Below are 21,113 nucleotides of genomic sequence, written 5' to 3' on the forward strand. Positions count from 1 at the left end.
TGATTTGAGCCTTTTCTTTTAAACTTCCCTTTATTGAAATGTACGCATCTTTGAACTGATCTTCACACGTAAGTGCTGAGCTTCTTTATTTGGGCGCGTTAAATAATCTACGGTATCCAACATATTTGACACTTCAGTTTCGTTATCACGATGTATGCGTCCAATACCTAACGTCCCCCTTTCTTCATAGCTCTGCAATGTCTCAGGATCATGACCATTATGGAAGCACCCCTTCTCACCAGTGATACTTTTCCAAACCTCACCAACATCCTTAGCTATTCCCCAACCACTTTGTCTCTTGTGACCATTAAAGAACAAAGCAACATGAATGTGATAACCCTTATCAGCACCTTGCTCTATAGCCAATGAATAAATGATTAAGTCATGAAATGGCTTTTTACGTGTACTAATCGCTTTTCTAAATTGAGCAACATCATCGTACACAGATTGTATATTCACCAAGTGATGATACATTTTGATATATCCAAGATTTACACGTATCACTTCCGTTTTGGAATACTTTTGTACAGCGTTAAGTGCTCTTTTCCTAAATGAAATCCTGTTACGAGTCTCATTCTCTTTGTGCCGTTTAAGTGCTTCTAAATGTTTGGATGTATATGACTTAAAATATTCCTGATAACATAAAAATGATTTGCGCTGAATATTTTTAAGTACTCTATCCACATTCATTTTAGATCGTACAAAACGACTCAATAGATCACACCATGCATTGATATAACCAAAGTACTCATAATCACGGTTATAAATTTGGTTAAAATCAATTAACAGTTCTGCCATCTCCTCATAGAAATCTTGTGGTTCATTCTCTGCTCTAATCCACAATTGAGTTGTTACTTCTAATTGCATTGTCAGTTTAGATTCATTAATTGATTTACTCATGTTTAATACTCAATCTGGAAATAGCTCCATATGAGAGGGTTAAACTGTATGAATATAATTCTTAGATAGAATCTACTTAGGTATTCAACCCTATGAGTACTCTAGTGTTTAGCTTATATATCTAGTTAGGTTATATGGGTATATTAAATATATTTAATAATATTAATAACCTGCAAACCGTTAGCTATAGTTTGCAAGTTCTCATTGTGATACTCACCTAATTGAGTAGGCTTCAATGATCAAATTTACTAAATCTATTAATTATTAATCCACTACTGATATCTTTGGATAAAAAAAGTTATGCGGTGAGTATTTAGGAAGACAAACGCAGAAATTTACCTGAATAGTATTTCGCAGAGATATTCCTAGTTCGTATACAGGTTTTCTCATCAGACTGTGAAACGATGACTTTTTTGCCTAAAAGCAGGCGTGATATCAGGAATTTATCAGATTAAATTACTATAGAGGTAGTATTAACCGTGCTAATCTTTCTGCTCTTCTCTCATAAAAATCAGCCTGCTTATCCGCCCCCTCTTGAGATGAATTTTCATTGATTGCATTTACGCTTTTTTCATTTTCAGGCGCACTCACTTCATCTTGTGGAGTATTCTTTTCATCCGTTTTTTTAGGTATAGCTTCTTTAATTCTACCCCTCAAAAATAGCTCTGGTCTTTTTTGATTGCGATGGCTTGTACTTTTATATTTATTGAAATATTCATACGCAGTATAGAAATACACAAGATCATTTATCAGCTGTGGAATAAGCTTGTCTCTTTTATTTACAACAAAATACTGAGATCCGCCTTCCTTAAACCACAAACTAGGAATTACTCTCAAGTCCGGGAGTTCTGGGGTATCTTTTTGCTTAGCAGTATACCTCTTAGTAAATTTCCCCCAATAATCCTTAAATTTTAAATTTACCTCATCAGGAACAACGTCCGAACGAAGGTAACAAATAGCTGTACAGTCAATAGAATAGCTGCCATGTTTAAAGACAAAATATCCGATATAAGCGTCTAAATATGCCCCTATACTCTTGGGTGCACGTTTCGCTTTCTTAAAAAATTGAGTAACAATTGTCTTCAAGGTATTGATATCTAATCGACTCTGGCTATTATCAATTTTAAAGCGTAATAAAATCGTGTTCTCTTTGAAACTTGTCTCTAAATAACACTGCGCTGATCTCGTGTTTTTTTGCACTAGCATTTCCATATAAGCTAATCTGCTTCGGGGAATTGAGATATGGCGCTGTTTGATTACCTTTAGCTCTGGCGCTATTAGATTTGTTACTTCCGCCAGATTTATATCATGTAAGTCATACGTTAATGATGAATTATTTAAACTTACCGGAAGCGAAAAAGTATTGTAGAGAGTCCAATTAGATGCCCATTCAGAAAAATTAATATCAATTCCGTTATCTAATAAGGCTAAATACATCCTAGCTGCACAGGGCCATTTAGAGGGATTTTGGTTGATCGATAGAGAAGTTGATAAACTGTCAATATATGTATGCTCCAAATAAGCCAGGAACAAATTAACCCTTTGCAATAGTTTTATTTTCTGTGCATCTAACTCATCAAAATATTTCAGCATCTCGTAAAATTTGTGGATAGACTTCGCATATTCTGGAGCACGTTTAACTAAACTGGCATCATCCCAGATTGAATTAAAATCATATAGTTTTTTCTCTAGATCATCTTTTTCTTGTCTTTTTGACTTTCTCTTATCATTTCGATCTTTTAAACGACCATCAGCTTTTCTTGTAATTAGACGTATAGGCGTATCAACTAATTGACTCTCGGCAGTGTGATTATCAGGACTAATAATCTTTCCCATTCCATAAAACAATCCCACAAACCACTTCAACATGAGAGCTAATTTTTTTCGATTAGGGAGTTTGAATTCTTTTATTTCTTTTACACCTAAGTGATCGAGAATTTGATCAATAGCAATAATTTCCGACCGAACAAAAGCAGCAATCTTACTACCATAAAAAAATTTATCTAACTCACGATGTAATGACTCCTTGATTTGGTTGGTGTCTATTTGATGTGTTGAACTGTCTAGAATAAATCCAAACATTAATCGAACTTCACCATTCAGCTCTATCTCACCTTTTTTAAGGATAGATAACCAAGGTAAATGGGTTCCTAGCTCAAGATCATTTAACTCATCTACTAACAAGTGTGTTTTTCTTTCGACCGAAGTTGTAGCTAATCTATGATCTACTTGACTAGTTTGAGTTAGATTTTTAATCTCCTTATCAGAGAAATCTTGTACATGAAATTTTACCAACACAAGCGCTTGTCTAATTTTCTTAGCGCCATGTAGTACATCCAAAATTTCACGCGCAATTTCATCGCCTTTATCTTGATCGAAATTAAATTTGTAGTTTTTTTGCTCTCTTAAATACTGCTTATATTGATCAATCGCTTCAAAGGCATCCTCATGCGGAAAGTCTTCAATCTTCCACTTTTCAGATTGAATTTCACTTCTGAAGATACACAATCTTTCTTTATCTAAAAAATTAATGAAGGCATGAATTTTTTCTGGCAACTTGTAATATCGAGTTGCTAGCTTCATAAGTTCAACGTCTACTACTAAACCATTATAAAACTCAACTATCTGCTTTTTTTTCGTCTCGGTTTCTGAAAAGCAAGCATCCTCCCAATCTACTTTGTCATAACCAATGAATTCTTCAACTAACTCCAAACGCTCATACAGTCTTTCTAAAGTTTCGATAGATTCCCGAAATATGCCTTTATGAATTTTCCTATTTTGAGTAATTGAACGCCGATAGCTATCCGTATAGTAACGTTTCAAAAATCCAAAAATTTCTTTATCGCTCAGTTTTTCTAATTGCCCAATTTCAGGAAGCTCCTTAAAAAATTGAAAATTTGATTCATTCATGACTAAAATATTCTAGTATTTTTAGATAATAGTTAAAAATTAACACTTATAACCCTTATTTTTCAAGCTTCCCTTCCCCCATCTAATTAAAATAAAAACTGTTATACCCTATTTACATACTTTTAAACCCTAGATTATAAAATTTTACCCCCCTATTTAAGAACTATTAGGACATTTTACGTACTCAGGTTTCAGCTATAACGATGAAAAAAAACCACGCTTTTTAGCGTGGTTTTTGTGATTTTTCTAGTCATTTAATTCAGCCAATCTTTCACTCCCCTCATACCACTCCATCAATCTCCCCCGCTCATCCCAATATTGCGCTCGGTTATATGCCGAGCGAATTCTATTTTGAGGCACATGAGCAAGCTGCCTTTCAATGGCATCGGGATTAAATAAATTTGATTCGTTTACGACTGTACTGAATAGAGATCTAAAACCATGTGTGATCATCCGACCGACATAGCCCGAACGTTTGATCACAGCCAAAATAGACTCGCTACGCATCGGTTCTCTATTGTTTAAACGATGTGGAAATAGCAGTTCCTGATTATGAGTAAGTCTCAAAGCCTTTAACTCAGTAATCATCATGTCCGTCAACGGTACACGATACGGAAGACGGTTCTTCATCCATTCTTCAGCGAATATCCCACTTACGTCCTTCCAGATCATTTTTTCCCAGTGTGTTTGTAGTAACTCACTAAACACCTATCAGTATAACGACACAGTACATCTGAGAATCATTTAGTGGACTACTATTAACATGTCATTTTGAAAAATGTATGTGAAAATAACCTTATAATTGTTCTATGGTTCCATGGACTTAAAAGAACACCACCACCTCGATCTAACTGGGGGTAAAATTGGGGGTAAAATAAAAATATAATTTTTTATTTCAATTAATTATCATATGCTTAATATAAAAAGATGACTCCCTCTTTCGCCAAATTCAATTCTTATGTAGTCCCATAAGATCTTAAAAGGCTTAAACTGCAATAGTTTAAGCCTTTTTTATGTCTAATCATATCTAACAACATCTATTGAAATCCTGTAGCTATTGAGGAATATGAATAAGAAAACCCAATTTAAACTAAAATACAAAATATCTTTTTATGACAAGAAATAGCGAATAAGACAATAACTCAATGAAGTATAAGAACAACTATTTTCAAATACAGACTGTTAGAATAAAAACAGCTTTAAGTCGTATATCACCCATCGCTAAAAATAGCTGATCAATTGAACAAAAACACCCTAAAGCAATGAATTGATGATGATTATCTCATCACATCCAAAGTACAAATAAATCAAATCATGCATTAGAGTCAAAACTGACTTATACGCAATAGTCATCTCGCTGATGTTCAATCAGCGACAGAGCTGCATTCCATGCTTTCAGCATCACCATTTCAATCATTTCACTTTCAAACTGTTGGGCCGTGTGCTGACACACGGTTTCAGAAGGAAGATGCAGTTCCACACCACCCACCATCGCCTTAATCTGAGCTTGGCAAGCACGTTCAAGAAAGTAAATTTCATGGAAAGCACGTTGAACCGAATCACCAGTCGATAACAAACCATGATTTCTTAAAATCATGACTCGATTTTGCCCTAAGTCTTTAACCAGACGTTCACGTTCTTCGGTTAATAACGCCACACCTTCATATTCGTGATAGCTTACTTTTTTATAAAACTTTAACGCATGCTGTGATAGAGGCAATAAGCCCTGCTTTTGTGCAGACACAGCTATACCATCTGCAGTGTGAGTATGAATCACACAGTGCACATCTTGTCGCGCATCATGAATAGCAGAGTGAATTACAAAGCCTGCTGTATTGACTAATTTTCCCTGATCATAATCAGCAACAGTATGGCCTGCATAATCAATTTTCACCAAATGTGAAGCTGTCATTTTCTCAAAAGGAATACCATATTGATTAATCAGAAAATGTCCGTCTGCATCGGGTACGCGTAAACTAATATGAGTATCAATTAAATCGGTCATACGAAAATGTGCAATTAAGCGGTACAGCGCTGCAAGCTGACAACGCGCATCCCACTCTTTTTCAGATACAACATCTTTTATACTTTTTATCGCATTTAAATTTGTCATTTTTATATCTCTATGTTGATCTATCCATGATGTTGGTATGACGCTCTCAAAGAAAAGTTTAGCCGTGCCAAACTGTTAATCCCTCCAGACCATCAACGCCAAACAAAAGCATTGTTTCTAATACACACTTATAAGTCTTGAATGATTCTGCTATTTCAAGGGGTGATAAAATGCTTGCTCAAGTTTGTTTTTCCCTCATTTGAAATTGCATCACTCACAAGAATGGTCTTTGCTTTTAGCATAGACGGGGCAAAATCGACCATGCTACGCAGGGTTCGCGTATAATGCGCCTGATCGGAAAAACCCGCTCCCAATGCAATCTCAATTAAGCTCTTTCCTGCCGCCCAAAACTTTATGGCATAGCGAATACGTAGCCATAGAATGTAGCGTCGCATCGAAATTCCCAACTGCTGGCTAAATAAATGCATCAACCTCGATTCAGATAACCCTACATGAGCAGCGACTTCAGCCACTGTGGGGTGCTGCTGTGGAACACATTGTTGAATATAGCGGCAGCTCTGTAACACTCGAACATCCCAAGGCAAACTCAGTAACGTGTTTGGATTTAAGCAAGACAATATATCCAAAACCAACTGTTTGGCCTGATCGAAACTGAACTGACCTGCGATGAGTTGCTGAAACTGAGGATGGAAAGACGCAAGACTTGATGCAGGCAAAGAGCGAAAAGATTCCCCATTTAACAAGGGATGTAAGTAACGATACAACGCATGATCTGGGTCAATCAGAAGAGCAAGATAAGGCTGGTTTTCTGAGTCGGTGCTGTGATTTACATTCGGCGCCATAACGACAATATCGTGATAACTTCTAACGTGTTGACCCAAAGTAATCGCAAACGGTGTGCCTAGACCAATTTGCAATAACGCAGGAAAATGGGCATGGGCATTATTTAAGTGTTCGCGGGTCACATACAAAATACACCCGTCCCAAGCATAAACTTGACTTTGGTTTTGCGACACTACACTCGACTCCTTCCTTAGAAATAGCATATTCATTCAAGACCATGCGCACTAAGCTATTTAAAAATACATCTTGTAAATACTAAAGGAAGAGCAAATGTTACATAATACCCAAACCCAAGTTAAAAATAATACACAAGATCTCGTGAACAGCGCCGAGCTTTCTGCAACTCGGGTTCAGAGCCCTACTGTACAAATGATTGGAAGTGATGGGAGTTATAAAACCCTCAAAGAATTCTATCCTTTCTACCTTTCACAGCATGCAGATTCCACTTGCCGACGTTTACACTTTGTTGGAACAACGTGCGTGATTGGAGTTGTTGCCATCGCAACGATGACTAAAAATCCAAAAGTCCTGTGGGCTCTGCCTGTTGTCGGCTATGGTTTTGCGTGGATCGGCCATTTCTTTTTTGAACATAATAAACCAGCCACGTTTAAACAGCCATTCTTTAGCTTAGTCTGTGACTTTAAAATGTATAAAGACATATTACTCAAACGCGTAGATTGGTAAGTCAAATCGCAACGGTCCCCTATCTTAATCAGGCCGTTGCATCAATGCTACAACAGCCAAACTTGTTGGGTAAGTTGTTTAATTTCGCCCATGTCATGGCTAACATAGAGCATTGGAATTGCAGTTTCCTGCTGAGCTTTCTGAAAAAAAGGAATAATTTCTTGTTTATGGGCTGCATCCAGTGCAGATAAAGGCTCATCTAATAACAATAAATTAGGTGAATATAATAGTGCTCGACCTAAGGCTACCCGTTGCTTTTCCCCTCCCGATAACTTGGTTGGCATACGACTCAGCAAATGATTGAGTTTAAGTAATTCAACAATATAATCTGGGTCAAAGCGTCGACTGTCAGGCTGTATACGTTTATAACCAAACAATAAATTCTGCATGACGTTCATATGCGGAAATAATTGCGCATCCTGAAACACCAAACCGACACGGCGTTGCTGTGGCTTCAAGTTGATCTTACATTCTGCATCAAACCATGTCTGATTTTTGATTTTAATCCAACCACTTACTGGTGTATTTAAACCTGCAATTGCATGCAAAATACTGGTTTTGCCTGAACCTGAAGCTCCAAATAAACCCACTACATTCTGTTCGGACTTAAAGCTTTGCTCGAGTTCAAATTTGCCTAAATTGAGCCGAATATGACAATCAATCATGGCCTTAATGCCCTCGCTTATTTTTCTGATAACGATGAAACCATTGGGCAAACCACAAAGCAAGAAAAGCCACAGTTAATGACAATATAATCAGCCGCCACACCGCAGGTTCGGTATCAGGTTGTTGCATTAAACTATACATGGCTAAAGGTAAAGTTCGCGTTTCTCCAGCAATATTGCCCACAAAGGTAATGGTTGCACCAAACTCACCCAGACTGCGACAAAAACACAAAATAGCCCCCACCAATATCCCACTACTGGCCAGAGGCAACGTAACATAAAAGAATGTGCCGAAGGATGAAGCGCCTAACGTTTTGGCCGCCATTTCCAAACGTTGATCCACCAGTTCAATGGCCAAACGAATCGACTGAACCAAGAGTGGAAAGCCCATCACGGCTGAAGCCAAAACTGCGCCTTTCCAGTTAAATGCAAAATTCAATCCAAGCGGTTCCAGATACCTCCCCAAAATACCATTACTTCCAAAGACTTGTAGAAGTAAATAGCCTGGAACAACAGGTGGTAAAACCAGTGGCAAAAAAATCAAGGTTTCAAATAAAGATTTACCAAAAAATTCTTTACGTGCCAACACCCAACCCACCGCTAATGCAGGGATCAGGCTAAAGGCCAGACAGGTGGCAGCAACCTGACAGGAAAGTTTGAGTACTTCAATTTCTTCAGTGGATAAGGCAAGCATCATCACTTCGCTGGCGATAAAACAGTAAAGCCATACTTTTTAAACACTACATTTGCCTGCTTCGTTTGTAAGAATTGATAAAAAGCTACAGCGTTTGGGTTGTTTTTGACTAAGCCTAAAGGATAGATAATTGGAGTATGGGTATTGATCGGAAATACGCCAACGACCGTCACATCTTTACTGATCGCGGCATCTGTCGCATAAACAATCCCAAGCTGACATTCACCCCGTGCCACAAAGTTAAGTGCGGCTCTGACATCTTCAGTTTCAACCAAACGAGGTTCCAGTTTCGACCACCAGCCCAGCGATGTCAGTGCTTGTTTGCCATATTTTCCCACAGGGACGCTTTTGGTATCGCCTGTACAGAGTTTGCCTTGAAATGCGGTAGATGGATCAAAACTTTTATCCATTTTAATTTTTACAGGTTTCGATTTAGGTGAAATCAAAACCAGTCGATTACCCAGTAAATTCACTCGTTTATTTGGCTCAATGAGCTTTTTATTTTGTAAATAATTCATCCATTGTTCATCAGCAGAAACAAATACATCTGCTGGTGCACCCGCCTCAATTTGTTTTGCTAAAGTCGACGATCCTGCATAAGAAGTTTTGACTTGGATGTTCTTCTGTTTTTCAAATAATGCATCTAAATCTGTCATTGCATTGGTTAAGCTGGCTGCAGCATAAACAGTAATGGCTTGCTCTGCGTGTGCTTGCACACCAACAATAAGCCCACAACATAATAGCATTTGAATACTTTTCTTCTTAAAGTTTAGCAGCACCATCTTCCCCTTTTACATTACAAAATGACCGATATGTTTTTAAAAATATATGGATATATATGCAACGTCAATTCCAGACAACGATTATTTATCATTCAAACGAGATGGTTAGGGTTCTAATCACGTGATAAGTATTACGCTTATAAGCGGATAGATCAGACAAAGGGTCTTGTATTCAATCTGACCTTCATAATCTTTAGACGGCTGCATGTTAAAAGCATTCAGCTGTCTAAAGATTATTGTTGGATGTTATCCACTATTGTTTAAGAAATTGGGCAATCGCTTGAAAGTCATACTCAATGACATGACGTGCGTTTTGTTCCATCTGTCTGTATTGGCTTAAAATAGCTTCACCAAAATTGGTAACATGAGCTCCACCACCATGTGTTCCTCCTTTTTGAGTTTCCACTAAGACTTGTTGAAAACTATGATTCATGGTTTCAACCAACTGCCATGCACGGCGATAGCTCATATTCATACTTTTTGCGGCTTGTGAAATTGAACCTGTACGTTGAATTGCTTCTAAAAGTTGAGCCTTGCCTGGGCCTATGGCAATTTCTTCATCCCATAAAATTCTAAGCTGTAATTTTAATTTGGCATCATGCATCACTGTCACTCAAATAAAAATAAGTCATTGAAACAAATAGCTATGATTTAAAAAATAAATCTAACTTAAAGACAAACCATTTTGTTTTCTATAAAAGTTAACTTTACAACATAAAGTTAAGGTCTGTTCGAAATAAATCTTGATATAAGGCTAACTTACGTCATCTTGCCCTGGGTTTGAAATAAATTTCAATCACGTTTCAATTCGACCTGTGTGATTTTTAGCACACGAGGCTTTCGGGATAAGTTAGAGATCATCCAAGCGCAAAAATACTGAGCAACCACCAACTCGACAAATACCAATAAGCCTTTAATATTATTTAAAAAAATATATACAATATGACTCAACCTCAAACAGTGTAGCGAATGCCTCCGCATAGCCTCTGTAAGGTATTTTCTCTCAGATTCAGCTTAAGTATATAAAACAAAACCATCCCCACGACAAAAACTTGCCAACTGCAACCCAGATCTTTTAGCCATTTCTATGGCCATTGAGGTCGGTGCTGAAATACACGCCAATAAACCAATATTGAGTTGAGCACATTTACGAATGAGTTCATAACTTGCCCGACTGGTCATGACCACAAAACCCTGACGCACGTCATGATGATTTTGCGCCATATATCCCAGTAACTTATCTAAAGCATTGTGCCGTCCGACATCCTCAAATAGCGCCACAATTTCCCCCGCCTCAACCCATGCCGCCGCATGTGCCCCACCCGTCATTTGGGTAATTTTTTGGCGAATATTCAGTTGTGAAATTGCATAAGGAATTTGCGTCAGCCATACATCTGAAACGACAGTGGTAATTTTTGGCAGATTCAAATGTAGCTGTTGCAAACTTTCAATACCGCAGAGTCCACAGCCTGTTCGCCCCACCATCATGCGTCGATGTTGTTTCAGCATCATAAAGGCGCGAGTAGAAATATCCATCTCGACCTGAATCCCAAACTGGGTATCTTGAACATCCAGTGTATATAATTCTTTTAAACTACTCAAAATACCTTCTGACAAACTAAATCCTTTCGCAAACACTTCAACATCTGCTGGTGTTGCCATCATCACCGCATGAGAAATACCGTTATAAACCAATGCAATAGGATACTCTTGCACCACAAAATCCGACTGTTCTACTGCTTTATTTTCATTTAAACGCTGGATCTCAACGGTTTCATACCCTTGTGAATTCAACATTTTTGTCTCAATATCCATGCTGTTTTTTATCTTCCATATTGCAAAGCACTTCATTTAAAAGATTGAAATGACAGCATATAAAATAAGTGCCATTCCATTGGCTATGGTCTAACCCACTCGATTCATAATTTCATTAGCGTGCTCAGGATCAACCTCTTGTGCCAAATTAAAATGCTCAGGTGCATGGCCAGCATGTAAAATCACAGGCACACTTTTCGAGGCAGGAATCTTGGCATACTTATCATGGCTACTGAGTGCCACCAGTGGGTTTGTTTCTGGGTAATAGGCCGCCAAACTGCCTCGTGGAATGTTATATGGCACGATGCGAAAGCTCTGTACCACACGTTTAATCCCATCGGAGTAGATACTTTCAATATCCACCCATTGGTCGGCCATAAAACCTGCTTCTGCAATATCATCAGTATTCATAAACAATACACGACGCTGACCAAATACCCCACGATAACGGTCATCGAGTCCATACAAGGTGGTGTTGTATTGGTCATGAGAACGCGTGGTCATCAAGGTATAGACTTTAGCTCCTGTATATTGTTCAGCGTATTTATTCTCTTTATCGGCATACACTTCAGCCAGTGGCGTAATTAAAAACTGTGCCTTACCAACAGGCGTATTCCACACATGCTGATTGGCAGGATGCTCTAAGTGAAAACCACCCGGCTGATAGACCCGAGCATTAAAATCGTGGAATTCATCAAAGACATCTTCAATCGAATCTCGAATACGGTCATAACTTTCTACATACCATTGCCACTTGATATCACTCTCTGGCAAGACGGCTGCTGCCATACGCGCCACAATGTCAGGCTCTGAAAGAAGATTCTCGGACGCAGGTTCATTACGCCCTGCAGATAGATGCACATTACTCATTGAATCTTCCACACTCACGGCCTGCGCGCCATGCAGTTGCATATCAATTTCGGTACGACCCAGACAAGGTAGAAGTAATGCCTCTTTACCACAGACCAAATGACTACGATTGAGCTTGGTAGCAATCTGTACCGTTAAATTACAACGGCGCAAACCTGCTTCGGTATAGGGTGTATCTGGTGTTGCAACAGCAAAATTTCCCCCTAAACCAATAAAAACTTTGACCGCCCCTTCATACATGGCCTTAATCGTATCCACCACACCAAAACCATGATGACGTGGGGATTTAATCCCAAAAACACGATCAATATTGTCGAGTAATTTTGTGCTGGGTAATTCATTAATCCCCATAGTTCGGTCACCTTGCACATTACTGTGACCACGAATCGGTGCTAGACCTGCGCCAGATCGACCAATATGCCCTCTTGCTAACATTAGGTTTGCAAGCATGTGAACATTGGCCGTTCCATGTCGATGCTGGGTAATCCCCATACCCCAACAGAAAATGGCCGTTTTCGCATCCAAATACATTTTAGCTAAAGATTCTAAATGTTCAGGACTAAGTCCCGTGTGTGCATGAATATCGGCCCATGGCGTTCGATCTACTTCTGCCATCATGGCATCAAAACCGACCGTATTCATTTCGATAAAAGATCGGTCAAAAACACTCTTCTTGCCAACTGCCAGTGCTTGAATGTCCCACTCACGTAAATGTTTCAACATCCCGAACATGAGCGCATAATCACCTCCCACTTTAGGTTGGAAATAATAACGACTAATGGGTGTACTGCCATTGGTCATCATTTCAACAGGCGCTTGAGGGTCTTGGAAACGTTCTAAACCGCGTTCTTTTAAGGGGTTAATGGCCACAATATTGCCACCACGTCGCGACACTTCACGTAAAGTCCCGAGCATACGCGGATGGTTGGTGCCCGGATTATGTCCAAAGCTAAAAATCGCATCGGCGATATCAAAGTCTTCCAATGTGACAGTGCCCTTACCGAGTCCGATCGAGTGCAATAAGCCAACACTGGTGGTTTCATGGCACATGTTCGAACAGTCGGGGAAATTATTGGTTCCATAAGCACGAACAAAGAGCTGATACAGGAACGCGGCTTCATTACTGGCACGACCCGAAGTATAAAACGCTGCTTGATCTGGGTTGTCTAAAGCATGTAGATGTTTTGCAATCAGGGCAAAAGCTTCATCCCAAGAAATTGGAATATATTTGTCAGAAACAGGGTCATAACGCATTGGGTCAGTTAGACGACCTGAATCTTCAAGGAAAAAATCACTTTGTTCTGAAAGCCAACTGACCGTATGCGTGGCAAAAAAATCAGGCGTAACACGCTTGGATGTGGCTTCAAAAGCAACCGCCTTCGCCCCATTTTCACAAAAGTTAAAGGCATGTGCATCTTTCTTTTCAGGCCACGCACAGCCGGGACAGTCAAAGCCTGTCGGTTGGTTAATATTGAGAAGTGTAATGGCGCCTTTTTTGAAGACCTCTTGTCGTTTTAAATTTCTGGCTACACTTAATAGCGCTCCCCAGCCACCCGCAGGATTGTTATACGGCTCTATTCGTGCATAATTCGTCTGCTCATCGTCATGCTTTTTGTTTTGAACATTTTCCATCTGACCGTCCTCTATCCATTTTCTAAACTATAAAAATGACTTGCTCATATCATTTGCGAATTGCTTGGACGTGTTATCTATTGATGCCGTTTTCCTGCACTTTTAAAAACTCTTTGACTTGTGTGGCACAACCCTGAACAACACTTTTGATAAAAAATATCCCCCTTTTAGGATTAAATTTCAACACTCTATTTATTACAAACACCCTCTCTCACATGTAGCTCCATTTAAATCAAACCACTCAAGCTATTGAAAATAAGGATAAATTTAATTCACTCTATCGTTTGTTTGATATTTAAAATAAAACATTTCATACTCTTCTGATCACAACCCAAAGGTGTGTTTATACCCGTGGAGTAACTATGGATGGTTCGACTACAACAACAGTAACACCCGCTCTTGGCATGAGCAGACTGTCACAGTTGGTCGATCAGTTCGGCCGTCATAAACATAAACTCAGAATTTCACTGACCGATCGTTGTAATTTTCGTTGTAGTTATTGCATGCCAGACACCCCAGAGTGGTTGGCTAAAAAAGATATCTTGAATTTTGAAGAGCTTTTACAATTTTGTGCGGTTATGGTGCGTCTGGGTATTCGACACATTCGCCTTACAGGTGGCGAACCGTTAATGCGCCAAGGTATTGTCAATTTTGTTCATGATTTAAATCACCTCAAAGCCCATGGTCTACAACGTATTTCTATGACTACCAATGCTTTTTATCTTCAAAAATATGCTCAAGGGCTAAAACAAGCTGGTTTAGATGATCTCAACATCAGCCTCGACAGCATCCATCCAGATACGTTTAAAGACATGACCCAGCGCCCACTTGAGCCTGTGTTAAGGGGAATTTCTGCGGCGCAACAAGCAGGTATCCCAATCAAACTCAACTGTGTCTTGGTGGCAGGAAAGAATGATCATGAGATTGTCGAACTCACCCAATGGGCCTACCAACAAAAATTTGAATTACGTTTTATTGAATATATGCCTTTAGACCAACCCGATCACTGGCGTGCAGAAAAGGTGATTACTGAAGATGAAATTATTCAAAAACTTAGATCTCATTTTCAAGTTGAAATACAAGCCAGACAACATGACCCTGCAACGCTTTATTTACTCAATGGGCATTATAAACTAGGCATCATTTCCACCATCAGCAAACCTTTTTGTCAGAGTTGTGATCGTTTGAGATTGACTGCGACAGGTGAACTTTTTAGCTGTTTATTTGCCAATACAGGCACTCCGCTACGGCATTTACTTCAACAACCAGATCTTTCTTTATTGCAAACTCATATTTTGAATGCGGTATGGCATAAAAAAGCCGGCTTTATCGAACATCAACAGGCTCCAACACGCAAAATCAGTATGCATGCCATAGGTGGTTAAATAAGTTGATTAATTTTGAGTTCGACAGTCATTCGACTATATCCGCATTTATTTTTGTGTTATCTAAATACGTCATAAACGTTGTCTACTGATCAAACTGCTGAACTGCCTGTCGGTTCCTTAATGTTTCGGAATATTTTATGAAAAATGTTGGCATGAAGCCAGAAAGCTACCGAGTGGCAACAGCAAGTGCTGAGTTACTTGCTCCAGCACATTGTTTACAACTTCTTGCCGATGGCAATACTGAAAAAGGCGATGCGCTGAAAACTGCACGCATTGCTGGCATTTTAGCGGCAAAACGCACCGATGAACTGATTCCACTATGTCACCCCCTACCCATTTACCGTGCTGATGTCGACTTTGAGCTTTTGACCGATCGTGTCGTGATTCGAGCAACAGTTGAAACCATTGGACCCACAGGTGTAGAAATGGAAGCACTCACTGCTGCCAGTCTTGCTGGATTGACCATTTATGACATGCTTAAACCGCATTGTGAACCACATGAGTTGATTATCCAACAGTGCAAATTAGACCTGAAAAAAGGTGGAAAATCACACTTCAAACGCCATTTACGCCAGCCAGTCTCGGCAGCAGTTTTGGTACTATCAGATACAGTTGCAGCAGGCCGTAAACCTGATACAGCAGGTCGTTCAGTCGTAGATACATTAACCGAAGCAGGTTTCGATCCTATTCATTATCAAGTTTTACCTGACGAAGCAGCTCAGCTAAAAGATTTGGTCTTAGAGCTGACCCAATCCTATGCCTGCGTGATTACTGTAGGTGGAACTGGAATTGGCAAAAGAGATATTACGGTCGATACCTTACAACCTTTGCTAGAACGTGAGCTCAATGGACTCATGGAAGCTGCAAGGGCTTTTGGTCAAAAACGCACTCCTTATGCAGCAATGTCTCGAGGTGTTGCAGGTTTTATTGACCGCTCATTGGTCATCACATTGCCGGGAAGTCGTGGTGGTGCCAGTGAATCCATGGCTGCGATTCTACCTGCATTGGTTCATATTTTTGATGTTTGCCGTGATCTACCTCATCCGGGAGGTTATGAATGAGTTGTTCAGGTGTCGGTTTAATTACCCTTGATCAAGCCCTTGCGCATTATCGTTCAGTCAAAACACTACCTTGCGTGACTTTACCTTTAGCACAGGCGCATCGGCATGTTTTAGCCGCAGATGTAGAATCAACGGTTGCCCTGCCACTCTTTACCCAAAGCGCAGTCGATGGTTACGCTCTTCGCTCTGAGGACTTGCTTGTAGGGAGCACAAGTTTTGAGGTCATTGGAGAAATTCGGGCAGGTGTTGCAGAGCACATTGAAATACAATCAGGACAAACTGTTCGTATTTTTACTGGAGGCAAACTCCCCCATTCAGCAGATACCGTAGCACGACAAGAAATTATCACCCGTAGCCATAATCTCGCTGTTTTAAATCAAGCTTTAGAAAAAGGTGCAGATATTCGTTACCAAGGCGAAGAACTGAGTATTGGAACTCAGCTTGCACAAAAAGGGCAACGCTTAGGCAATGGCCTAATTGCTGCACTCAGTATGGCGGGTGTTCAGGATGTACAGGTTTACTGCCAACCCAAAATTGCCGTTCTGATTACAGGGGATGAAGTCAGTAGCCAATTGGATAATGAATCTAAAGTTTTTGATGCCAATGCCCCAATGATCTTGGCATGGCTTAACGAGCAAGGTTTAACAGATGTGCATTTAGAACATGTGATTGATGATGAGAGTCTACTCTCTCAATCGCTTTCCAATGCAATGAATGGTTATGATCTGGTTATTACCACAGGTGGCGTTTCTGTTGGGGATTATGACCTGATTCGTCCTGTTTCTATGGCCTTAGGGGCAAAAGAAATCTTTTGGCAGGTGGCACAAAAACCAGGAAAACCATTATATTTTGCTGAATATCAAGCAGATAACCATATCTCTTACTTAATTGGTTTACCAGGCAATCCTGCGGCGGTACTGACCTGCCTTGCCGTACATGTTTCTACAGTATTGGCGGCACTGCAAGGGATAAACTCCCCTGCTCCTGTATGGAAAAAAGCACGTTTCACTGATAGCGTTAAACAAGACAGTCGCGAGCAGTTGTTACGTATGGTGTTAAATGTGAACGAACATGGACAATTGACGGTTGCCAAACTCGGAAAGCAACAATCACACATGTTGAGCAATTTGAATCAGGCCAATGTGATTGTTCGAATTCCTGCCCAGACCAATGCTCCCGTTTCAATGGACTATGTTGATTTTATTTCGATATGAGGTCGATTGATGGTCTTTATCTCTAACCAACAATAACAATGCTGCCGATGCATAATGACAATCAAAGCTTTAACTTTGATTGCACATCATCGCAGCACAAAAGATTTCAAAATGAGAGAGACTCTCTCATTTTGAAAATCAGGTACATGCAATGCAACCTTACCCAGCGACAGCTTTGATCATCTTAGCTGGTGGACAAGCCACACGTATGAATGGCGTCAACAAGCTCCTGCAATGCTTTGATCACGACATTCAACTGTTAAAAATATATAAAGCTTTTCAGGACAAAGTTCAGGAAGTTTGGATCAATAGCCATTGTGACTATGCCAACTATCTGGCGTTAATTCCTGATATTCGCTATTTCAAAGATGATACAGATGGTTTCTTAGGCCCCTTAGTCGGCATGAAAAGTGCATGGTCATATGTTCAATCTGATTATATTTTATGTGTTCCATGCGACATTACCGAAATTCCACAAGACATCCTGCTTCAGCTGCATCAAGCACTCAAACACCATCCTTTATCTTCCGTTGCTTACGTCGCGTTCAATGGGCAAGCACTTTATCCTTTTTGTTTATTGAAACGCAGCAGTCTCGACACATTCAATCAGCATTTAGAGCGCCAACAGCTTAGCTTAAAACAATGTTTTGCAAATCTATGCCCTCAAAGAGTAAATATTCAAAATCAACATTCAACTTTTCATAGCTTAAATTCGTTTGAAGAAGTGCAGGCCTACCAGAAAGCTGGCATAAAATGACGCTGAGTGACTCAATTCAGGCGGTCATTCTGAAATAGCAAATTTGAAGCAAAAAGTCGAATATGAATCCATCTGAAGACAATGACCTTTGAGATTTTGAGGAGCGAATTGAATAGTGCTAAAGTGCATCCAGACCTATTGAAAACGACTGAATCACAAATTGTTTTGAACCCATTAAACGGAACTCATCATGCAGGACATTCATATTAAAATCGAAGCTTACGGTGCCATCGAAAAACACCTGCCTGCTGATCTAAACTTGAACTGTGCATCAAACAGTTTAGTTACGGATGTATTAAACCAAATTAAAACACACTATCCATCTGCGGCTGACATGGTAGAACGCTGTGCCTGTGCTATAGGTGAAGACATTATTCCTCGTCAAACAGTCTTGACTCAAGACTGTACTTTGGTTTTACTTTCGCCAGTCGCAGGAGGCTAATATGCTTGTGTTTCCACGTATTCAAGACACAGCTCTTGATTTAAATCATTTTGATACAATTCAGGCTTTTCCTGAATGTGGTGGAACTGGGATTTTTATCGGAACCGTCCGCAATCATCATGAAGGGCGAGCGGTTCAGGCTTTAAAATATACCGCCTATGCTCCTGTTGCAGAGAAGATGATTCGAGCCATTGAACAGGAAATACAAGAAAAATATGGTCTGCACTATGTTCGCGTTGTGCACCGTATTGGCAAGTTAGATATTGGAGATAAAGCAATTATTGCGATTGCTTATGCTCCCCATCGCAGAGAAGCATTTCAAGCCTGTGAAGAAGCCGTTGAACGTGTTAAACACGAAGTGCCCGTGTGGAAAGAAGAATTCTATACAGATGGAAGCAGCCAATATGTTGCAGGCTGCTGTATACGACAAGATTATGATGAGCATGAACATAAGCACGGACACCATCATCACCATCATTAATCCTGCATAGGATGAACGCGACACTGAGTATCACATCATAAAACACTGAGCACTACACAACATTCAAAAAATGGTGCTCAGCCCCTATCCATAGAGATTTAAAACCCTAATCCACATACAAAGAATAAACTGAATTCCAACTCATCCCTTTCAATCTATACATTCCTTTTGCATTTCTGCTCATTTCACTCCTCGTCTTTTAGCACAAGTGTGACGCTCTTCATTCAGGTTAAGGCTCTTTTTATGCAGATATAAGTTGCACATTCAACTTGGCATAAAGTCTGCTTTATGAAACACAAGCTTTAGCCATTAGGAGAAATTTCACCACAAAAATAAAGATTCATTAAAGAATAAATGCTTGAACCTAACTGAAAGTTGGGCTAAAACAAATAAGCAGGGAGGTTAAAAATAAATCATCACTTATCATCTAGATGCAATGTTCATCAAGCACAATGAATTTGCGGTATAAAACTAGCGAAACACGAAATTGACCAATAAAACTGCTATTCGGGAGTCGGAATGAATAACAGCACCAATTATGTCAAACAAATTAAAAACGCTAAACGAGGCGGTTATACCCCAACCCTTGCAAAGGATGTCAACAAACACAAAATTCAAAAAGCAATTCGTCTGATTGAACAATGGAGAACGCTGGCCAATGAACTCAAACCTCAAATGCAACTCGATATGGCTTTTACGTTGGAAGAATGTGCCCAAGACCTCGATCAAATTTTAAGGAGCAAATAAGTTCCATGTACTCACTTAACGCTTTTTAAAAAAACAGTTTCATTCTAGCTTACTGCTTTATTCTGAACGTTCACCCACCCGATGGTGGGTGAAGTTTGTACAAAAGATGATGTGTATTTCAATCGCTCACTTTTTGGCTTGCGTTTTCAACAAAATCCGCTATTATTCTTTCCACGTTGCCGGCATAGCTCAGTTGGTAGAGCAACTGACTTGTAATCAGTAGGTCCACAGTTCGAATCCGTGTGCCGGCACCATTTTATACTTAGCCTCGCTTTTTAGTGAGGCTTTGTTGTTTCTAGCCTTTAGGTTTTTATTTCGTTTTAAATATCTTTAATTGCTGTAATTTGAGCATAGCGCACGATGCCCTGTTCAAATAATTTTTGGCAAAGTTTAGCTGTCATTTGAATTTTCAAATCATCCAAGTTTTTAACTACATTTTGCACCAAGTGCTCATGATAATAATTTGAAAAACCTGAGAATACTGCACCAGATATATCCTCAATTTCAATCTGCTGATAACCCTGTGCTTGAATGCTGTGCATCAAGTCTGCTTCTAATTGAAGATGACCTAAATGAACGTCCGCAGCGTTTAACAGCATTTTCAGTTGAAGCCTCTCAAAACGATTTAAATTCAAAAATGCATCGCTTAGCATCAGATAATGAAATCCAATCCGACCGTTTGAATTTAAAATAGAATGGGTGGATCGCAGGAATAAATTTAAATCACAGTGATAAGCAGCATCCAGACACAGCACCACATCAAAAGGTCTAGAGAATGTCTTTGAATTTAAATTTAAAAAAGAATTTTGGATGATCTGTATATTTGAATTTAAAGTGTGTCGTATGCGCTGCACACATTCGACTTGTAATTCAACCGCGCAAAGTTGCTGAACATGGTAATGCTGTCGCCACAGCAGTAGGCTCGCCCCCTGCCCACAGCCCAAATCCAAAACCCGATCATTGGCATCTAGCTGTAACCGATCTGCAAGGCGCATGGCCAAAGCTTGGCCAGCCTCAGGGTAAGATGATTGACCATCCTCCCAATAGCCGAGATTGCTCCAAGCCAGTACAGCGTGATCTCCCAATTGTTTGGCATCAATTGCATACTTATGCTTTGGAAAATATTGCTGTAAAGTTTGGAGCCATTTCATGCT

General features: G+C 39.7%; 19 protein-coding genes, 1 tRNA gene and 1 pseudogene. 9 read left to right on the top strand and 12 right to left on the bottom strand.

What is annotated here, in order from left to right:
* Window positions 1-30 precede the first annotated feature (30 nt).
* From DPG01_RS03620 to DPG01_RS03640, 5 genes and pseudogenes are all read right to left on the bottom strand, one after another.
* Window positions 31-900 carry a YagK/YfjJ domain-containing protein gene (locus tag DPG01_RS03620; protein ID WP_110974211.1) on the bottom strand — a complete coding sequence of 290 codons (870 nt, stop codon included), beginning with the start codon at window positions 898-900 and terminating at the stop codon, window positions 31-33.
* Between the two features lie 459 nt (window positions 901-1,359).
* Entirely contained in the window at window positions 1,360-3,810 is a 2,451-nt protein-coding gene (locus DPG01_RS03625; RefSeq protein WP_110974212.1) for a hypothetical protein, read from the bottom strand.
* A gap of 254 nt (window positions 3,811-4,064) precedes the next feature.
* Window positions 4,065-4,512: pseudogene (locus DPG01_RS03630) on the bottom strand (tyrosine-type recombinase/integrase); the annotation flags it as partial.
* Window positions 4,513-5,146: 634 nt separating this feature from the next.
* On the bottom strand, window positions 5,147-5,923 hold the full coding sequence (locus DPG01_RS03635) for a class II aldolase/adducin family protein (RefSeq protein ID WP_086209111.1): 777 nt from the start codon (window positions 5,921-5,923) through the stop codon (window positions 5,147-5,149).
* A gap of 155 nt (window positions 5,924-6,078) precedes the next feature.
* The gene (locus DPG01_RS03640; RefSeq protein WP_110974213.1) at window positions 6,079-6,930 is read right to left on the bottom strand and encodes a helix-turn-helix transcriptional regulator; all 852 of its coding nucleotides are present in this window, start codon (window positions 6,928-6,930) and stop codon (window positions 6,079-6,081) included.
* Between the two features lie 67 nt (window positions 6,931-6,997).
* On the opposite strand from DPG01_RS03640, the gene DPG01_RS03645 reads away from it, so the two are divergent.
* On the top strand, window positions 6,998-7,411 hold the full coding sequence (locus DPG01_RS03645; protein ID WP_110974214.1) for a DUF962 domain-containing protein: 414 nt from the start codon (window positions 6,998-7,000) through the stop codon (window positions 7,409-7,411).
* A gap of 47 nt (window positions 7,412-7,458) precedes the next feature.
* On the opposite strand, the gene DPG01_RS03650 is transcribed toward DPG01_RS03645, so the two are convergent.
* From DPG01_RS03650 to DPG01_RS03675, 6 genes are all read right to left on the bottom strand, one after another.
* Window positions 7,459-8,076 carry an ATP-binding cassette domain-containing protein gene (locus DPG01_RS03650; RefSeq protein WP_110974215.1) on the bottom strand — a complete coding sequence of 206 codons (618 nt, stop codon included), beginning with the start codon at window positions 8,074-8,076 and terminating at the stop codon, window positions 7,459-7,461.
* Window positions 8,077-8,080: 4 nt separating this feature from the next.
* Window positions 8,081-8,773, bottom strand: a complete 693-nt coding sequence (modB, locus tag DPG01_RS03655; RefSeq protein WP_110974216.1) for a molybdate ABC transporter permease subunit — start codon at window positions 8,771-8,773, stop codon at window positions 8,081-8,083.
* The gene (gene modA, locus DPG01_RS03660; RefSeq protein ID WP_414632453.1) at window positions 8,773-9,516 is read right to left on the bottom strand and encodes a molybdate ABC transporter substrate-binding protein; all 744 of its coding nucleotides are present in this window, start codon (window positions 9,514-9,516) and stop codon (window positions 8,773-8,775) included. The genes modB and modA overlap by 1 nt, the downstream gene beginning before the upstream one ends.
* Before the next feature lie 289 nt (window positions 9,517-9,805).
* Window positions 9,806-10,156 (bottom strand): winged helix-turn-helix domain-containing protein, encoded by a 351-nt coding sequence (locus DPG01_RS03665; protein WP_110974218.1) that lies wholly within the window; start codon window positions 10,154-10,156, stop codon window positions 9,806-9,808.
* Between the two features lie 410 nt (window positions 10,157-10,566).
* A complete protein-coding gene (fdhD, locus tag DPG01_RS03670) occupies window positions 10,567-11,367 on the bottom strand; it encodes a formate dehydrogenase accessory sulfurtransferase FdhD (RefSeq protein WP_110974219.1) in 801 nt (266 codons plus the stop codon).
* A 90-nt stretch (window positions 11,368-11,457) separates the two neighbouring features.
* Entirely contained in the window at window positions 11,458-13,869 is a 2,412-nt protein-coding gene (locus DPG01_RS03675; RefSeq protein ID WP_110974220.1) for an FdhF/YdeP family oxidoreductase, read from the bottom strand.
* Between the two features lie 362 nt (window positions 13,870-14,231).
* On the opposite strand from DPG01_RS03675, the gene moaA reads away from it, so the two are divergent.
* The 8 genes from moaA (at window position 14,232) to DPG01_RS03715 (ending at window position 20,213) form a co-directional block, all read left to right on the top strand.
* Window positions 14,232-15,254: a GTP 3',8-cyclase MoaA gene (moaA, locus tag DPG01_RS03680; RefSeq protein ID WP_110974221.1), complete on the top strand. Its 1,023-nt coding sequence runs from the start codon at window positions 14,232-14,234 to the stop codon at window positions 15,252-15,254.
* A gap of 140 nt (window positions 15,255-15,394) precedes the next feature.
* Window positions 15,395-16,318 carry a bifunctional molybdenum cofactor biosynthesis protein MoaC/MoaB gene (gene moaCB / locus DPG01_RS03685; RefSeq protein WP_110974222.1) on the top strand — a complete coding sequence of 308 codons (924 nt, stop codon included), beginning with the start codon at window positions 15,395-15,397 and terminating at the stop codon, window positions 16,316-16,318.
* Window positions 16,315-17,532: a molybdopterin molybdotransferase MoeA gene (locus DPG01_RS03690; RefSeq protein WP_110974223.1), complete on the top strand. Its 1,218-nt coding sequence runs from the start codon at window positions 16,315-16,317 to the stop codon at window positions 17,530-17,532. The genes moaCB and DPG01_RS03690 overlap by 4 nt, the downstream gene beginning before the upstream one ends.
* A 151-nt stretch (window positions 17,533-17,683) precedes the next feature.
* Window positions 17,684-18,289: a molybdenum cofactor guanylyltransferase gene (mobA, locus tag DPG01_RS03695; RefSeq protein WP_110974224.1), complete on the top strand. Its 606-nt coding sequence runs from the start codon at window positions 17,684-17,686 to the stop codon at window positions 18,287-18,289.
* Between the two features lie 190 nt (window positions 18,290-18,479).
* Window positions 18,480-18,731, top strand: coding sequence for a MoaD/ThiS family protein (locus DPG01_RS03700; protein WP_110974225.1), 252 nt, complete (start codon window positions 18,480-18,482; stop codon window positions 18,729-18,731).
* Window position 18,732: 1 nt separating this feature from the next.
* Window positions 18,733-19,212 (top strand): molybdenum cofactor biosynthesis protein MoaE, encoded by a 480-nt coding sequence (locus DPG01_RS03705; RefSeq protein WP_110974226.1) that lies wholly within the window; start codon window positions 18,733-18,735, stop codon window positions 19,210-19,212.
* A 519-nt stretch (window positions 19,213-19,731) separates the two neighbouring features.
* Window positions 19,732-19,959: a hypothetical protein gene (locus tag DPG01_RS03710; RefSeq protein ID WP_004691623.1), complete on the top strand. Its 228-nt coding sequence runs from the start codon at window positions 19,732-19,734 to the stop codon at window positions 19,957-19,959.
* A gap of 178 nt (window positions 19,960-20,137) precedes the next feature.
* Window positions 20,138-20,213: transfer RNA gene (locus DPG01_RS03715), tRNA-Thr, on the top strand.
* Window positions 20,214-20,279: 66 nt separating this feature from the next.
* On the opposite strand, the gene DPG01_RS03720 is transcribed toward DPG01_RS03715, so the two are convergent.
* Window positions 20,280-21,110, bottom strand: a complete 831-nt coding sequence (locus DPG01_RS03720) for an SAM-dependent methyltransferase (RefSeq protein WP_110974227.1) — start codon at window positions 21,108-21,110, stop codon at window positions 20,280-20,282.
* Window positions 21,111-21,113: the final 3 nt, after the last annotated feature.

Origin of the sequence: Acinetobacter sp. WCHAc060042 (assembly GCF_003231195.1) — a bacterium.
GTDB lineage: Bacteria > Pseudomonadota > Gammaproteobacteria > Pseudomonadales > Moraxellaceae > Acinetobacter.

Bases quoted from the DNA above. Each gene is read 5' to 3' on its own strand.
- DPG01_RS03620 (WP_110974211.1), bottom strand. From the start codon at position 900: ATGAGTAAATCAATTAATGAATCTAAACTGACAATGCAATTAGAAGTA.
- DPG01_RS03625 (WP_110974212.1), bottom strand. From the start codon at position 3,810: ATGAATGAATCAAATTTTCAATTTTTTAAGGAGCTTCCTGAAATTGGG.
- DPG01_RS03635 (WP_086209111.1), bottom strand. From the start codon at position 5,923: ATGACAAATTTAAATGCGATAAAAAGTATAAAAGATGTTGTATCTGAA.
- DPG01_RS03640 (WP_110974213.1), bottom strand. From the start codon at position 6,930: ATGCTATTTCTAAGGAAGGAGTCGAGTGTAGTGTCGCAAAACCAAAGT.
- DPG01_RS03645 (WP_110974214.1), top strand. From the start codon at position 6,998: ATGTTACATAATACCCAAACCCAAGTTAAAAATAATACACAAGATCTC.
- DPG01_RS03650 (WP_110974215.1), bottom strand. From the start codon at position 8,076: ATGATTGATTGTCATATTCGGCTCAATTTAGGCAAATTTGAACTCGAG.
- modB (WP_110974216.1), bottom strand. From the start codon at position 8,773: ATGATGCTTGCCTTATCCACTGAAGAAATTGAAGTACTCAAACTTTCC.
- modA (WP_414632453.1), bottom strand. From the start codon at position 9,516: ATGCTATTATGTTGTGGGCTTATTGTTGGTGTGCAAGCACACGCAGAG.
- DPG01_RS03665 (WP_110974218.1), bottom strand. From the start codon at position 10,156: ATGCATGATGCCAAATTAAAATTACAGCTTAGAATTTTATGGGATGAA.
- fdhD (WP_110974219.1), bottom strand. From the start codon at position 11,367: ATGGATATTGAGACAAAAATGTTGAATTCACAAGGGTATGAAACCGTT.
- DPG01_RS03675 (WP_110974220.1), bottom strand. From the start codon at position 13,869: ATGGAAAATGTTCAAAACAAAAAGCATGACGATGAGCAGACGAATTAT.
- moaA (WP_110974221.1), top strand. From the start codon at position 14,232: ATGGATGGTTCGACTACAACAACAGTAACACCCGCTCTTGGCATGAGC.
- moaCB (WP_110974222.1), top strand. From the start codon at position 15,395: ATGAAAAATGTTGGCATGAAGCCAGAAAGCTACCGAGTGGCAACAGCA.
- DPG01_RS03690 (WP_110974223.1), top strand. From the start codon at position 16,315: ATGAGTTGTTCAGGTGTCGGTTTAATTACCCTTGATCAAGCCCTTGCG.
- mobA (WP_110974224.1), top strand. From the start codon at position 17,684: ATGCAACCTTACCCAGCGACAGCTTTGATCATCTTAGCTGGTGGACAA.
- DPG01_RS03700 (WP_110974225.1), top strand. From the start codon at position 18,480: ATGCAGGACATTCATATTAAAATCGAAGCTTACGGTGCCATCGAAAAA.
- DPG01_RS03705 (WP_110974226.1), top strand. From the start codon at position 18,733: ATGCTTGTGTTTCCACGTATTCAAGACACAGCTCTTGATTTAAATCAT.
- DPG01_RS03710 (WP_004691623.1), top strand. From the start codon at position 19,732: ATGAATAACAGCACCAATTATGTCAAACAAATTAAAAACGCTAAACGA.
- DPG01_RS03720 (WP_110974227.1), bottom strand. From the start codon at position 21,110: ATGAAATGGCTCCAAACTTTACAGCAATATTTTCCAAAGCATAAGTAT.